Raw genomic sequence first — 13,914 nt, 5'->3', positions numbered from 1 at the left:
AGTCACGGCGTCCCTAGCCGCTTGCTACCCACCGGGAGGAGGGCGTGCGCGGGCTGGCGGGAAACGCGCGTGGCCGCCTCATCCGGCACGGCGAAGGATCACGCCTTTGTCCCCGGGCGCAGAAGAATCACCGCCAGCGGCGGCAGTGTCAGCGCCAGGCTCGCCGGCTGGCCGTGCAGCGGCTCCTCGACGGCCTCGAGCCGGCCCAGGTTGCCCAGGTTCGAGCCGCCGTAGCACTCCGCGTCGCTGTTGAGAATCTCCTGCCACTCCCCGGCATGGGGTACCCCGACCCGGTAGCCCTCGTGGGGCTGCGGGGTCATGTTGGCCAACACCAGCAGCGTCTCGCCGGCGTTGCCGCAGCGCAGCCAGGCGAAGGCGCTGTTGGCCTCGTCGTTGCCGATGATCCAGACGAAGCCAGCGGGATCGCAGTCGCCCTGATGCAGTGCCGGCAGCTCGCGATACAGGCGGTTGAGATCCCCTACCAGCAGGCGCAGGCCGGCATGGCGGGGCGCGTCGAGCAGCCACCAGTCGAGTTCGCGGTCGTGGTCCCACTCCCGCCACTGGCCGAACTCGCCGCCCATGAACAGCAGCTTCTTGCCGGGCTGGGTCCACAGCGTGGCGAGGTAGGCGCGCAGGTTGGCGAACTGCTGCCATTCGTCACCGGGCATCTTGTCAAGCAGCGCGCGCTTGCCGTGAACCACCTCGTCGTGGGAGAGCGGCAGCACGAAGCGCTCCGAATAGGCGTAGACCTGGGGAAAGGTCATGTTGTGGTGGGCATGGCGGCGATGGAGCGGGTCCTCGCGCATGTAGTTCAGGGTGTCGTGCATCCAGCCCAGGTTCCACTTGTAGGCGAAGCCGAGCCCCCCCTCGGCGACCGGCCGGGTCACGCCGGGCCAGGCGGTGGACTCCTCGGCGATGATCGCCGCGTCGGGAAACTCCTCGGCGACCACGGCGTTGAGGTGGCGCAGGAAGTCCAGCGCCTCGAGGTTCTCGTGGCCGCCGTGGCGATTGGGAATCCACTCGCCGTCGCGTCGTGAGTAGTTGCGGTAGATCATCGAGGCCACGGCATCCACGCGCAGGGCATCGACGTGGTAGTGCCTGAGCCAGTGCAGCGCCGACGAGAGCAGGAAGCCGTGCACCTCGCGCCGCCCGACATTGTAGATGTAGGTGTTCCAATCCTGGTGGACGCCCTCGAAGGGGTGCTCGTACTCGTAGAGGGCGGTGCCGTCGAAGCGCGCCAGGCCGTGGGCATCGGTGGGAAAGTGGGCCGGCACCCAGTCGAGGATCACGCCGAGCCCCGCCTGGTGACAGGCATCGACGAAAGCGGCGAACCCGGCGGGCGAGCCGTGCCGCGCGGTGGGAGCGTAGAGCCCCAGCGGCTGGTAGCCCCAGGAGCCGCCGAAGGGGTGCTCCATGATCGGCAGCAGCTCGACGTGGGTGAAGCCCAGCTCCCGCACGTAGGGAATCAGCCTCTCGGCCAGCTCGGCCCAGTCATAGAGTTCACCCTCGTGGCCGCCGTGCTTGCGCCAGGAGGCGGCGTGCACCTCGTAGATCGCGATCGGGCGATCGGGAGCGAGCGTGTCGCCGCGTCGTGCCATCCAGGCCTCGTCGTGCCAGGCGAAGCCTTCGAGGTCGGCCACCTTCGAGGCCGTGCCGGGCGGCAGTTCGCTGGCCAGCGCCACCGGATCGGCCTTGTGCACCACCTGGTCGTGGGCATCCACCAGCTCATACTTGTAGGACTCGCCCGGCGACAGGCGCGGCACGAACAGTTCCCAGACGCCGGCCGGGTGGCGCAGGCGCATGGGGTGGCGCCGGCCGTCCCAGCCGTTGAACGCCCCGATCAGCGAGACGCGCCGGGCGTTGGGGGCCCACACGGCGAAGCGCACGCCCGCCACGCCGTCGATCGCCATGGGCTGGGCACCCAGGCAGCGGCCGAGGTCGCGATGAGTGCCTTCGCCGATCAGGTGCAGGTCGAGGTCGCCCAGCAACAGGCCGAAGGCGTAGGGGTCCTCCGTCTCGTGGACGCCATCGGGCCAGCGGATGCGCAGGCGATAGGGGAAGGCGTCGTCGAGCGGCGTGACGAACAGCCCCGGGGTGTCGGTCTCGCCGAGCTCGGCGCGCACCCGGCCGCCGTCACGCTCCAGCACCTCCACGGCCAGGGCACCGGGCAGGTAGGCCCGCAACACGTAGGCCCCGGCCTGGGCGTGCAGGCCGAGCACCGCGAAGGGGTCGGGGTGGCGGCCGCGGGCCAGGGCCTCGGCGTCGGCGCGGGGAAGGGCGGCGTGCGAGGCGCCGGTGCAGGGCTGCGTGTCCTTCAGTTCCGTCATGACGGGTTCCATAGGGCTTGTTGCCATTCATGGCTCCTGTTCCAGCTCGAGCAGCGTCAGGGAGCGTCCCGGCACGGCGTACTCCTCGCCGAAGTTGCGCAGGCCGGGGACGGGGGCGTCGCTGCGACTGGTATCGAGGCGGCACACCCAGCCGTTGCCGCGGGGCACGTCGGGCAGGCGGAAGGCGATCGGCTCGGCACTGGCGTTGAACAGGAGCAGCAGCGAGCGGTCGTCGCCGGCGCGGCGGATGCCCGAGGGGCGAGCGCGGCCGTCGAGCAGCAGGCCGAGGCTGCGCGCCTCGGGGTCCTCCCAGCGTTCCACGTCCATCTCGCTGCCGTCGGGGGCCAACCAGGTCACCTCCTTGAGGCCCATCTCCTCGTTGTACTCGCCGGAGAGGAAACGCCCGCGGCGCAGGATGGGGTAGCGCAGGCGCAGTTCGATCAGCCGGCGCAGGAACTCTATCGTGTCGTGGGCGTCGCCCTCCAGGTTCCAGTCGAGCCAACTGGTCTCGTTGTCCTGGCAGTAGGCGTTGTTGTTGCCCCGCTGGGTACGCAGCAGTTCGTCGCCGGCGAGCAGCATCGGCGTGCCCTGGGACAACAGCAGCGTGGCCAGGAAGTTGCGGATCTGGCGCAGGCGCAGCGCGCGGATGCCAGGATCCTCGGTGGGGCCCTCCTCGCCGTGGTTACACGACAGGTTGTGATCGTGGCCGTCCTGATTGTCCTCGCCGTTGGCCTCGTTGTGCTTGTCGTTGTAGGCGACCAGGTCGTGCAGGGTGAAGCCGTCGTGGGCGGTGACGAAGTTGACCGAGGCGAAGGGGCGCCGCCCGCGGCGGTCGAACAGATCCGCCGAGCCCATCAGGCGCGAGGCGAAGTCGGCCAGCTGGCCCTGATCGCCACGCCAGAAGGCGCGGCTGGTGTCGCGGAAACGGTCGTTCCACTCCGCCCAGCCCGGCGGAAAGCCGCCCACCTGGTAGCCGCCGGGGCCGCAGTCCCAGGGCTCGGCGATCAGCTTGGCCTGGCTGAGCACTGGATCCTGGCGGCACGAGTCGAGAAAGCCGCCACCCTCGTCGAAGCCGTGGGGCTCGCGGCCGAGGATGGTCGCCAGGTCGAAGCGGAAACCGTCGACGCGCATCTCTGTGGCCCAGTAGCGCAGCGAATCGGTCACCATCTGCAGCACGCGCGGGTGGCTCAGGTTGAGCGTATTGCCGGTACCGGTGTCGTCGATGTAGTAGCGCGGCGCGTCGGGCAGCAAGCGGTAGTAGGAGGCGTTGTCGATGCCCTTGAACGAGAGGGTCGGGCCGAGTTCGTTGCCCTCGGCGGTGTGGTTGTAGACCACGTCGAGGATCACCTCGAGACCGGCGGCGTGGTAGCTCGCCACCAACTGCTTGAACTCGTTGATGCTTTCGCCCGACAGATAGCGCGAATGCGGGGCGAAGAAGCCCAGGGTGTTGTAGCCCCAGTAGTTGCGCAGCCCGCGCTCGAGCAGGTGCGGGTCGTCGACGAAGGCGTGGATCGGCAGCAGCTCCACCGACGACACGCCGAGCGAGCGGATGTAGTCGACCACTTCGTTGACCATCAGACCCGAGAAGGTGCCGCGCAGCGCCTCGGGCACCGCCGGGTGGCGCATGGTGTAGCCGCGCACGTGGGTCTCGTAGATCACGGTGCGATCCCACGGCTGCTGCACGCCGCGCGAGCGACCCCAGGTGAAGGCCGGGTCGATCACCCGGCAGCGCGGCATCAAGGGGGCGCTGTCGCGCTCGTCGAAGCTGAGGTCGCCGTCGGGGTGGCCGAGGGTGTAGCCGAACAGCGCGTCGTCCCAGGTCAGCTCGCCGACAATCTGCTTGGCGTAGGGGTCGAGCAGCAGCTTGTTCGGATTGAAGCGGTGGCCCGCCTCCGGCTCATAGGGCCCGTGGACGCGGTAGGCGTAGAGCTGTCCCGGCCGCGCGTCGGGCAGGTAGCCGTGCCACACCTCGTCGGTGTACTCGGGCAGCTCGATGCGCTCCACCTCCACGCCGCCGGTCGCGTCGAACAGGCACAGCTCGACCCGCGTGGCGTGGGCCGAGAACAGGGCGAAGTTGACGCCCAGGCCGTCCCAGGTCGCGCCCAGTGGGAACGGCCAGCCCTCGCGCACGCGCGAACGACGGATCACGCCGGGCAGCTCGTCGACTGCCACGGCGGGGTCGCTGCGATGTGGCGGCTGCCTCGTGTTCATCGTCTTTCATCCATGAAGCGGGTCTCTCGTCCGGTGTCGGTCATCCCTTGGGCTTGCCGCGACCGCCCCGGCCCGTCGACGCTCCCGCCTTGGCGGCGGTGGAGGATTTCGTCACCTTGCCGCTGTCGGCGCTCTTGGCGCTGCGCCGGGTGCCGACGGTTCGGGCGCTCTTGCCCGGCACCCGGGAGGTGTCGGTGGCGTCGGGCTGGGTCAGGCCGTCGTCGTCACGCCGCGGCTTGCGGGTGCGCCGGACGGTGGCGGACTGCGGCGGCAACGGCTCCAGCGGCCCCGGGGCGGGGTCGGGGGAGGTCGCTGCCGCCTCCGGCCCGCCGCGGTTGGCGGTGGCCTGATCCTGGGCACCGGTGCTCGTCGCCTCCTCGGCCGGCAGCGGACGCGTCGAGGCGGCGGTGGGCTCGTCCTGCTCCGGGGGCGGTTCGGGGTGGGCACGGTCCTGCACCGGAAAGTCCCGGGCCACGTCGCGGTCGTCGCGGTAGGGCAGTTCGTCGAAGTCGGGCTCGCCGTCGGGGGACTCCAGCGGCAGCCGGTTCTCCTGGATGCCGGTCTCGTCATCCTCCAGCGGCAGGTCCTCCTCGAGGATCGGCGCTTCGTCCACCGGCGCGCCGACCTCATCGAGTTCGGCGTCGACGCCGGCCTCCTGCTCGGCGGCAACGATCCTCAGCGCCATGTCCCAGTGGCGCTGCTGCTGCCCCTCGGGGCGACCTTCCGATTCCCAGATCTCGTAGGCCAGGTTCCGTACGCGTTCTTCGTCAGCCATCCTAGCTCTCCCTCTGCCTGTGCGTGTCGCGTAGATAGATGCCGACGGGGAAGGCCTGCAGGGCTTCACCGGCGGCGACATGTGCATTCGTCACTCTCAGGGTGGTACCGGTCAGCGCGCATTGCCAAGCGCCGTCCCTCTCGTCGGGCAGACGCAGCCGGGTGCCGCCCCAGCGCGATGGCGCCACCTGGGGGCGTTCGGCGCCGTCGAGCAGCGCAGCGGCCAGCCGCGGCACCACCACCAGCAGCCGCTGGTCGCCGTGGCGACGCAAGAAGGCGACCAGGCGCTCGCGATGCTCGCCCTCGACCGCCAGCGCACGATAGTCCCCGTGCACGAACAGCTCGCGCCGCGCGTGCCGCAGGGCCAGCAGGCGGGCGATCAGCGCCTGCTTGACGCGGCCGTTCCGCCACTGCGCCAGTGCCGTGGCGGGATCGGGGGCTTCGGCGAGGGCGACCTGGCGCGCGCCATGGTCGACCGGGCGGCGGTTGTCGGGGTCGACCAGGCTGTCGTCCCAGAATTCACACCCCTGGTAGAGGTCCGGCATCCCGGGAACGGTCAGGCGCAGCGCCGTCTGGGTCAGGCCGTTGAGCGCTCCCGGCAGGTCCAGTTCGCGGGCCGCCGCCTCGAGTTCCCGGCACAGTTCGGGCGTGGCCAGCAGGCCGTGCAGATAGTCGCGACAGGCCTTCTCATAGGCCTCGTCGGGCCACAGCCAATGGCTGCGCAGCTTGGCCTCGCGCAGGGCTTTCTGCTGCCACTCGGCAAGGCGTTCGGCGAAGCCCTGCATGGCCTCTCCGTCGTCGCGTGCCAGCGTCGGCGACCAGGCACCGAGCAATACCTGGTAGAGGATCAGCTCATCCCCGGGGGAAGGCGCCGGGTCGCCGGCCAGCGCCTGGCGCAGCGGAGCGGCCAATTCGCGCCAGCGCTCGACCCGAGTGGTGAAGTCGCTGGCATTCTCGCTCAGCGCGGCCAGTCGCGCGCGAACGTCCTCGCCGCGCTTGTGGTCGTGAGTGGCCGTTGCGACCAGGCCATGGGGAAAGTGACGCGCACGCCAGGCGTTGGCGTCGTGGAACCGGCGCGGCGAGTGGCTGAAGTGCTCGCCGTCGAAGCCCACCTCGTTGCGCGAGATCAATACCGCGCTGCGATAGCCGGCGGTGTCCTCCACGGCCTTGGCCGCCACCGGCGAGGTGAGCTGCTGGAAGCGCACGATGGCGCGCTGGCGCAGCCAGCGCTCTTCGACGTCCGCGGCATCGGCGGGCGCTTCGCCGCCCAGCCAGCGTTCCAGCCCTTCCAGGACGCTGACATCGGGCGGGCTCAGCTCGAGGCGGGCGCCGGCCATGGCCTGGTCGAAGAAGGGTGCGTCGAGCTCGGGGCGGCCGCCGTCGTCGGCGTAGGTGCGGTAGACCGGGAAATGCGCGATCAGTGCTGTCAGCGCCCGGCGCACCGCCGCCAGGCTGACGTCGCGGCTCGCCAGCGAGTGGCGAGCCACCGCATGCAAGGCGCGAGCGCAGGCTTCGAATTCACTGGTCAGCAGGGTGGCGAGCACCTCGCGCCGCGCCTGGCGCACCTCGGCGGGAAAGTCCGGCTCCCGGCCGCTGACGTCGCGCCACAGGGCGGCCAGCGGCGCAGCGCCGGCGGGATCGTGCTGCAGTCCGGAGACCGCGTTCATCAGCTCGTAGCCGGTGGTACCGTCGACCCCCCAGTCGCGGTGCAGGGTCTCGTCGGCGGCCAGTATCTTCTCGACGAAGATCGCCACGTGGCGGACGACGCCCGCCGGGCGGTGCTTCTGGCACTCGCCCAGGCGGGCACGCAGGCGGCGGCAGTAGCCGCGCGGGTCGGCCAGGCCGTCGATGTGGTCGATGCGCAATCCGTCGACCCAGCCCTGTTCCACCAGGCGCAGCGGCAGGGCATGCACCGCCTCGAACACTTCGGGCTGCTCGATGCGCAGCCCGCCGAGTTCGGTGATGTCGAAGAAGCGGCGCCAGTTGAGCTCGTCGTTCCCGGTGCGCCACCAGGCCAGGCGATAGGGCTGCCGCTCCAGCAGGTCGTGCAGGCGGATGGCGCCGCCGCGGGTGGTGCCGTCGAACAGCGCCAGGGCCTGGGCCAGGGCGCGCTCGACCGCGGCGTCGGCCAGCGCCCGGCGCAGCTCGCGGCGGCATGCGTCGACCGCGGTGTAGGCGTCGCTCCGCTGGCGCAGGGCATCGAAGCGTGGCGCCAGCTCCCACAGCGCCTCGTGTTCGGCCAGGCGCAGGATATCGCCGTAGCTTCGCGGGTCGATGGGGAATCGGTGCTCGTGGTAGGCCACTTGGAAACTCGCGCTCTCGACATGGTGGCGCAGGGCGAGCGCACCGGAATGCAGCGTGTCGGCGTAGGGGGCGCCGAGGAAAGGCAGCAGCAGCCTGCCGTGCAGGCTCGGATCGGCGGTATGCCAGTCGATGTCGAAGAAGTCGGCACAGGGGCTGGCCTGGCCCCAGGCCAGCACGTCCTGCCACCAGGGGTTCTGCGAGCCGCCCACCGCCACGTGGTTGGGCACGATGTCCAGGATTAGCCCCATGCCGTGCTCGCGCAGCCGGTTCACCAGCCGCTCCAGCGCCGCCTCGCCACCGAGCTCCGGGTCGATGCGGGTGGGGTCGATGCCGTCGTAGCCGTGGGGCGAGCCCTGACGCGACATCTGCAGCGGCGAGGCGTAGACATGGCTGATACCGAGCCTGGCGTAATAGCCCACCCATTCGGCGGCATCGTCGAGGGTGAAGCCGCGGTGGAACTGCAGGCGCACGGTGGCGCGAATCTCACTCATCGGTGCCCCCTCCCTGGGCGTCGTGGTGTCCCTCCCGGCGTGCCTCGGCCAGAGCGGCCAGACGGCTTCTCACTTCGGGTGAGGTGAGCAGGCGCTCGGCATCGTCGGGCAGGCGTCGACGCCAGTTGGGGTGCTCGTCGAGCGTACCCGGTAGATTCGCCTGCTCCTCCAGCCCCAGCGCATCCTCCACCGGCAGCAGCGTCAGCGGGGCCGCCGTGAGCCCAAGCCGACGCACGCCGGCATCGAGCACTCGCGAGGCGGGCAGGTCGGCGGCCTCCAGCGCGCTGGCCGGCGCCTGCGGATCGAGCAGGCCCAGCGCCGTGGCCAGGCGGGCGCGTTCGACGCGGCGCTCGGCCCGCTCGTCGTCGGCGTCCCGGTCGTCACCGAGCAGGCCGAGGCGGCTGCGCCACTCGATGTCGCGCCCGGCCCACCAGCCGGCAATGGTGGGCAGGTCGTGGGTCGAGCTGGTGGCAATGGCTTCCCGCGACCACCGTTCCGGCGGCAGGAAGTCGCCCTCGTCGTCGCGCTCGAACCACAGCACGCGCATGCCGAGGATGCCGCGGTGCGCCAGTCGCTCTCGAAAGCCGGGAGCGACCGTTCCCAGGTCCTCGCCGATGACGATGGCGCGATGCCGCCAGGACTCCAGCGCCACCAGCCGCAGCATATCGTCGAGCGGGTAGCGCACGTAGGCGCCCTCGGTAGGGGCGGCACCATGGGGGACCAGCCACAGGCGCATCAGGCCGAGGACATGGTCGATGCGCAGTCCGCCGGCGTGGGCAAAGCCGGCCCGCAACATGTCGATGAAGCTGCGAAACCCCGAGCGGACCAGCCCCTGGGGCGAGAAGGGGGCGAGCCCCCAGTCCTGGCCTTTCACGTTGAAGGCATCCGGCGGCGCACCGATCGACACGCCTTCGAGCATCTCGGCCTGGCGGCTCCAGGCCTGGCTGCCGGCTGCGTCGGCGCCCACGGCCAGGTCGGCGATCATCCCGACCGGCATGCCGGCCTCGCGGGCGGTGGCCTGAGCGCGAGCGAGCCCCTCGTTGGCCAGCCACTGCAGGAAGGCATGAAAATCGACCTCGTGGCTCTTCCGCTCGGCGAAGCGCGCCACTTCTGCGCTCGAGGGGTCGCGCAGCGCCGCCGGCCAGCGGCGCCAGTCGCGCTCGTCGAGGTGCGCCATCAGTGCCTCGAAGCGGCAATGATGCGCCAGCGTGGCGCCGCCGCGCTGGCGAAACGCCGTCATGGCGCGGCGAGCCCGCTGTGCCTGGCCGTCCTCGCGCTGCGTCAGGTCGTCATGCAGGATGCGCAGCCAGGCGAGCTTCGCCTCGCCCGCCCGGCGCCAGTCGACCCGCCCGGCGGCCTCCAGCTGCGCGAGGCTGGCGGCCTGGCCGCTGCGCTCGACCGCCGCCGCGACCGCGTCCTCGCCGAGCATTGCCTCCGGGGCGACGTGCAGCGCATGGTAGAGCAGCCGGCTCGAGGGCGAGTAGGGGCTGTAGTGCTCGAGGTCGGTGCCGAACATGGCGTGCATCGGGCTCACGGCCAGCGCCGCGGCCCCGGCCTCGGCGGCACGGCGGGCCAGCCGCTCCAGCGCCAGGGTGTCGCCGATGCCGCCGTCTCCGGGGCGGCGCAGGGCGTAGAGCTGCACCGCCAGTCCCCACAGGCGCGGCGTCGCGCCGTCGCAGGCATCCGCCAGGGTGAAGCCGCGCGGCGGGGCCACGGCGAGGGTCAGCTCGGTGTCGTCGATCTGCAGGCGGTGATAGCCGGGGGCGTCGATCGCAGGCAGCTGGCCCTCGTCACGCAGCGCCCCTTCACGCCATTCGCCGTCTTCTTGCACCAGGCGAAAGCGTGTCCCGGCGGGAAGCGGCGACGGCAGGGCCGTGCTCGTCCCGCGCACGGCGGTGATCAGCGGCGGCCACTGCCGGGGCGAGTCGGGACCGCGCAGCCGCGCCAGGCTGGCCTCGATCTCGCTGTCGCCAGCGGCCGGGTAGCCGAGCCGTGCCAGCAGTTCGCGCAGGGTGGCCGGCGAGGGGTGCCGGATCGTGCCCGCGTTGTCCTCCCAGCGCGTCTCGATGCCGGCGGCCTCGGCCAGCCGTTCCAGGCGTGCCTCGCTCATGCGCAGAGCTCCTCGTCGCCTGGCACGCTGCGCAACCAGGCCGCGGCGCAGCGCGCCGGCAGGCTGCCGCTCTCGGTGGCAACCGCCACCCCCGCGCGGGTCTCGTAGAGGTGTCGGCCGATACCGAAGGCGCTGGTGGCGGCGGGCGCTTCGCCCAGGTTCATGGCAATGACCAGCTGGGTGTCGTCGTTCATGCGCCAGCGCGCCACGACGGCCCGCTCGCCCAGTGCCTCGGCGCCGAGGGCGCAGGTGCCGTCGAGGCGTGGCACGATCTCGGCATGACGGATCGCCAGCAGGCGGCGGACGAGGGCCAGCCAGTCGGCATGGGGGACGGTGTCGCGAGCGGCGAGGTCGGGCTTTGATGCCTCGAAGGTGGCGGCGTCGTTGGGGTCGGGAATGGCGGCGCGCGACGTCGGGTCCTGGAAGGCGCGGAAGGCGGCGAACTCCGCCCGGCGGCCCTCGCGCACGGCCTCGGCCAGGGCGTCGCGGTGGTCGGTGAAGAACAGAAAGGGACGCCGGCTGGCCCACTCCTCGCCCATGAACAGCAGCGGCACCATGGGCGAGAGCAGCAGCAGCAGCGTGGCCGCCGCCAGCGCCTCCGGGTCGGCGAGCCGGGTCAGGCGCTCGCCCAGGGCACGATTGCCGATCTGGTCGTGGTTCTGCAGGAAGGCGACGAAGGCGGTCGGCGGCAGGTGGCCGCTCGGGCTGCCGCGAGGGGCGCCGCTCTGCGTGGCCTCGCCCTGGAAGACGAAGCCCTCGCCCAGGCAGCGCACCAGCTTGGCGGTGGGGGCATCGGCGAATTCGGCATAGTAGCCCTCGCGCTCGCCGGTGAGCAGCACGTGCATGACGTTGTGCCAGTCGTCGTTCCACTGGGCGTCGAACAGCCCGGGCTCGAGCAGCGCGGCGTCGTTGTGCTCGTTCTCCAGCACCAGATGCACGTGACGCCGCGGGTCGAGGCGGCTGCGCAGGGTCTCGGCCAGCTCGACCAGGAAATCGCGCTCGGCGATGGCATGCACCGCATCGAGGCGCAGGCCGTCGAAGCGGTACTCGTCGAGCCACATCAGGGCGTTCTCGATGAAGAAACGGCGGACCATGGGCTGGCGGAAGTCGATGGCCGGCCCCCAGGGCGTCTGCCGGTCCTGGCGAAAGAAGGCGCCGGCATAGCGGGGCAGGAAGTTGCCGTCCGGGCCGAAGTGGTTGTAGACCACATCGAGGAAGACCATCAGCCCCAGGCCGTGGGCGTCGTCGACGAAGGCCTTGAGCGTGTCGGGGTCGCCGTAGCTCTCGTCCACGGCGTAGGGCAGCACGCCGTCGTAGCCCCAGTTCCGCTCCCCCGGGAAGGCCGCGACCGGCATCAGCTCGACCGCCGTGACGCCAAGCCCGGCCAGGTAGGGCAACCATTGGCGCGCCGCCTGCAGTCCGCCCAGGGTACCCAGGTGGAGCTCGTAGAGCACCGTCTCGTGCCATGGTCGGCCCTGCCAGTCGGCATGGCGCCAGGCGTGGCGGTAGGGGTCGACCACCAGGCTCGGCCCCTCGATGCCGCCCGCCTGGGCGCGCGCGGCCGGGTCGGGAACGGCCACCCCCTCGGGGGTCTCGTCGAGGAACACGCGGAAGCGGTAGCGGGCGCCGTGGTCGCAGGGCGCTTCGCCGACGAAGCGCCCCTCCCCGGCCTGGGTCATGGCGACGGCGGCCAGGCCCTCCACCTCGAGCTCGACCCGAGCGGCGCTCGGCGCCCACAGTGCGAACTGGGTCCACTGCGGACCGATGACCTGGGCGCCGAAGGTGTACTGGAATCGCTCTGCTTCGTTCATTCCGCGGCTCGTGCCTCCACGCCGGCTTGTTCGCTGATCTCCTGGTAGAGCTGCGTATAGGGGGCGATGGACTGCCGCCAGTGGTAGCGTCCGGTCATCGCCGCTCGTCGCATGGCATAGAACAGCTCCGTGGAGTGATAGACCGAGAAGGCCTGCTGGATCGCCTGCATGAAGCTGGCCAGGTCGACCTCGTCGAAGAGGAAGCCGGTGACGCCGTCCTCGATGGTGTCGGCCAGCCCGCCGGTCCGGTGGGCGATGGGCAGGGAGCCGAAGCGCTGGGCGTACATCTGGCTCAGCCCGCAGGGCTCGAAGCGCGACGGCATCAGCAGGAAGTCGCTGCCGGCATAGAGGCAGCGCGCCTCGTCCTCGTCGAAGCCGATGTAGGCGCCCACGGCCCCGGGGTAGCGCTCGGCCAGCCGATCCAGCTGGGCTTCGACGCGACGTTCGCCGCTGCCGATGAAGACAAGTTGGCCGCCCGCCTGGACGATGCTCGGCGCCGCCTCGATGACCAGGTCGACCCCCTTCTGGTGCACCATGCGCGATACCATGGCGAACAGCGGCCCGGCACTCGGCGCCAGGCCGAAGCGATGGCGCACGTAGTCGGCGTTGGCGCGCTTGCCGCGCCAGTCGTTGGCCGAGAAGGCCTGGACCAGGTGGGCATCCGTGCGCGGATCCCAGGAGTCGTCGATACCGTTGGGGATGCCGCTGAGCCGCCCCTGCTCCGCCTTGCAGCGCAGCAGCCCGTCCAGGCCGCAGCCGAACTCCGGCGTGGTGATCTCCCGGGCGTAGGTGGCGCTGACCGTGGTGACGTGGGAGGCGTAGACGATGCCCGCTTTCATGAAGGAGAGCTTGCCGTAGTACTCGACCCCCTCGATGTGGAAGGCGCTCTCGGGAATGCCCAGCGCCGCGCAGCGCGATTTGTCGAAGAGCCCCTGGTAGGCCAGGTTGTGGATGGTGAACACGCTGGGCACGCGGCGTCTCTGCCAGTGCAGATAGGCCGGCGCCAGGCCGCACGCCCAGTCGTTGAGGTGCAGCAACTGCGGCTGCCAGTCGAGCCCGGCGCTGCCGGCGGCGATCTCCGCCGCCGCCAGCGACAGCCGCGCGAAGCGGATGTCGTTGTCCTCCCAGCCGCCGCTGCCGTAGCCGCCCGGCCCGGTGCCGTAGGGGCCGCCGTCGCGCTCGTAGAGTTCGGGGCAGAGCAGCACGTAGATCACCAGGCCGTCGGCACAGGTCAGCTCGCCGATTTCGCAGGCCGGCAGGTCGGCGTAAGCGGGAAGGCGACCGACACGACGGATCTCGCTGGCCGATTGGCGCACCTCGCGGTAGGCCGGGACGAGGATGCGGATGTCGTGGTGGGCCGCCAGCGCCCGTGGCAGCGCCGAGGAGACGTCGCCGAGCCCCCCGACCTTGACGAAATCGGCGATCTCGGAGGTAACGAACAGGACGCGCTGGGAGGGGTGGCTCGGCGTGCCGGATGCAAGCGGCTCGTCGGGGAGGGCCTCCCGCTTCGCGTGATATAGCGTCTCGATCGCCAGGCCGCCGTCATATGCTATCGAGCGGCCCCGCCTGTCATTTTTTGTTTCGGAATCGATACCCTTCAGTGCCACATTGCCCATGATGACCGACCTCCCTGTAGTGGCATGGCCAAGCTGCCCAGCTCGCCCCCTTTGCCCGGGTGAAACGCTTGTCTTGTGGCTTGTCCTGGCCCCGAGAGAAGCATGGCAGAGGGTGGCATTGCCTAGGTATAGACGATGAATCCTACTTCGGAAAAACGAATTTCACCTATAACCTGGGTAAAGGGACAGCGCATGGACCGGCCAGAGTGAGACCCGATGATCGAGGTCGGGTTCCCTCGTCCCCGGCTTTACGTTGCAGCAACCCGCCTT

The 13,914-nt window shown here is 70.8% G+C and carries 7 protein-coding genes; all 7 read right to left on the bottom strand.

Annotated elements, in window-relative coordinates:
* Positions 1–98 precede the first annotated feature (98 nt).
* The 7 genes from glgB to glgA are packed head-to-tail and all read right to left on the bottom strand — an operon-like array spanning position 99 to position 13,644.
* The gene (gene glgB / locus DIS04_RS11815; RefSeq protein ID WP_111413978.1) at positions 99–2,327 is read right to left on the bottom strand and encodes a 1,4-alpha-glucan branching protein GlgB; all 2,229 of its coding nucleotides are present in this window, start codon (positions 2,325–2,327) and stop codon (positions 99–101) included.
* A 27-nt stretch (positions 2,328–2,354) separates the two neighbouring features.
* Positions 2,355–4,538 carry a glycogen debranching protein GlgX gene (gene glgX / locus DIS04_RS11810; protein ID WP_111413977.1) on the bottom strand — a complete coding sequence of 728 codons (2,184 nt, stop codon included), beginning with the start codon at positions 4,536–4,538 and terminating at the stop codon, positions 2,355–2,357.
* 40 nt (positions 4,539–4,578) lie between these two features.
* Entirely contained in the window at positions 4,579–5,313 is a 735-nt protein-coding gene (locus DIS04_RS11805) for a DUF2934 domain-containing protein (RefSeq protein WP_111413976.1), read from the bottom strand.
* Between the two features lies 1 nt (position 5,314).
* Positions 5,315–8,107, bottom strand: a complete 2,793-nt coding sequence (treY, locus tag DIS04_RS11800) for a malto-oligosyltrehalose synthase (protein ID WP_111413975.1) — start codon at positions 8,105–8,107, stop codon at positions 5,315–5,317.
* Positions 8,100–10,217 carry a 4-alpha-glucanotransferase gene (gene malQ / locus DIS04_RS11795; RefSeq protein WP_111413974.1) on the bottom strand — a complete coding sequence of 706 codons (2,118 nt, stop codon included), beginning with the start codon at positions 10,215–10,217 and terminating at the stop codon, positions 8,100–8,102. Before malQ ends, treY begins: the two co-directional genes overlap by 8 nt.
* On the bottom strand, positions 10,214–12,028 hold the full coding sequence (treZ, locus tag DIS04_RS11790) for a malto-oligosyltrehalose trehalohydrolase (RefSeq protein WP_111413973.1): 1,815 nt from the start codon (positions 12,026–12,028) through the stop codon (positions 10,214–10,216). The genes malQ and treZ overlap by 4 nt, the downstream gene beginning before the upstream one ends.
* Complete coding sequence (gene glgA / locus DIS04_RS11785; protein WP_111413972.1) at positions 12,025–13,644, bottom strand: glycogen synthase GlgA; 1,620 nt, start codon at positions 13,642–13,644, stop codon at positions 12,025–12,027. The genes treZ and glgA overlap by 4 nt, the downstream gene beginning before the upstream one ends.
* Positions 13,645–13,914: the final 270 nt, after the last annotated feature.

This window comes from Billgrantia lactosivorans, from assembly GCF_003254665.1.
Classification (GTDB): Bacteria; Pseudomonadota; Gammaproteobacteria; order Pseudomonadales; family Halomonadaceae; genus Halomonas; species Halomonas lactosivorans.
This window is presented reverse-complemented; position numbering and strand designations above follow the sequence as displayed.

Bases quoted from the DNA above. Each gene is read 5' to 3' on its own strand.
- glgA (WP_111413972.1), bottom strand. From the start codon at position 13,644: ATGGGCAATGTGGCACTGAAGGGTATCGATTCCGAAACAAAAAATGAC.
- glgX (WP_111413977.1), bottom strand. From the start codon at position 4,538: ATGAACACGAGGCAGCCGCCACATCGCAGCGACCCCGCCGTGGCAGTC.
- DIS04_RS11805 (WP_111413976.1), bottom strand. From the start codon at position 5,313: ATGGCTGACGAAGAACGCGTACGGAACCTGGCCTACGAGATCTGGGAA.
- glgB (WP_111413978.1), bottom strand. From the start codon at position 2,327: ATGACGGAACTGAAGGACACGCAGCCCTGCACCGGCGCCTCGCACGCC.
- treZ (WP_111413973.1), bottom strand. From the start codon at position 12,028: ATGAACGAAGCAGAGCGATTCCAGTACACCTTCGGCGCCCAGGTCATC.
- treY (WP_111413975.1), bottom strand. From the start codon at position 8,107: ATGAGTGAGATTCGCGCCACCGTGCGCCTGCAGTTCCACCGCGGCTTC.
- malQ (WP_111413974.1), bottom strand. From the start codon at position 10,217: ATGAGCGAGGCACGCCTGGAACGGCTGGCCGAGGCCGCCGGCATCGAG.